General features: G+C 51.4%; 1 rRNA gene. It reads left to right on the top strand.

What is annotated here, in order from left to right:
* Positions 1–290: ribosomal RNA gene (locus tag P0G09_RS20190) — 23S ribosomal RNA — on the top strand; the annotation flags it as partial.

The raw sequence follows: 290 nt of genomic DNA, 5'->3' as shown, positions 1-290 counted from the left end.
GGAAGGTTAAGAGGAGATGTGCAAGCATTGAATCGAAGCCCCAGTGAACGGCGGCCGTAACTATAACGGTCCTAAGGTAGCGAAATTCCTTGTCAGGTCAGTTCTGACCCGCATGAAAGGCGTAATGATTTGGGCACTGTCTCAACAGCCCGCCCGGCGAAATTGTAGTACCGGTGAAGATGCCGGTTACCCGCGACAAGACGGAAAGACCCCATGGAGATTTACTGTAGCCTAATATTGGGTTTCGATGTTGCATGCACAGGATAGATGGGACTCTGGGAAACCAAGGC

Origin of the sequence: Faecalibacterium sp. DFI.5.82 (assembly GCF_029076575.1) — a bacterium.
In the GTDB taxonomy this organism is placed as follows: domain Bacteria; phylum Bacillota; class Clostridia; order Oscillospirales; family Ruminococcaceae; genus Faecalibacterium; species Faecalibacterium duncaniae.
Note: the sequence above shows the minus strand (reverse complement) of the source record. Positions and strands in the feature narration are given on the sequence as shown.